This window comes from Mesorhizobium tamadayense (assembly GCF_003863365.1).
Taxonomy (GTDB): Bacteria; Pseudomonadota; Alphaproteobacteria; order Rhizobiales; family Rhizobiaceae; genus Mesorhizobium; species Mesorhizobium tamadayense.
Genome location: NZ_RQXT01000217.1, coordinates 1 through 579, shown reverse-complemented (window position 1 = coordinate 579; position 579 = coordinate 1). Strand labels below are relative to the sequence as shown.

At 60.4% G+C, this 579-nt stretch carries 1 protein-coding gene; it reads right to left on the bottom strand.

Annotated features, from left to right (window positions below):
* A partial coding sequence (locus EH240_RS37365; protein WP_245436720.1) for a DUF309 domain-containing protein occupies positions 1-550 on the bottom strand: 550 nt, incomplete at its 3' end.
* Positions 551-579 lie beyond the last annotated feature (29 nt).

Genomic DNA, 579 nt, shown 5'->3' with positions numbered 1-579 from the left:
TGGCGAGCGCTGCGGGTGACATGCCGAGCGCACGCTCGAAGGTATGATCTGCCGTGTTCAGCCGACGAAGGAGCGCCGCGGCGCGTCCGGCATGACGCATCGCCGCCGCCTGCTTGCCCTCGCGGATCTTCACGCCGGCCGCCGATAGGAGGATCAATCCCTTGAAGAGCGTCCGAAGCGGAGCGCCTCGGTCTGCAACTTGCCACAGACCTTCCCAAGCCTCATGGGCTTCCCAGTAATAGCCGTGGTTGAACAGGTCGAGACCCCAGAGGAATGTGTCTGAATCAAGCGAGATCTCTGCCGCCGACAGCATGGCTTCGCTATTGTAGCTGTGTCCCGCAGGATCGCGCACCGGATGCGGTTGCCTGCCCGGCAGATACGCATAGGATGGAAAGCTCTTTTCCGGCAGCCAGCGCCGGCGCAACATCGAACTAATAGCCATCAAAGCCGTATAGCACACCCGTGACATCCTGAACGGATGCTCAGTTCCGTGCATAGCCGCCGCATCAGGAATGTCTTGGCAAATAGTTGTCAGCCAGTCAGATCTCACGAAGCTGCGAGGTTGCGTCGGCGGTCATT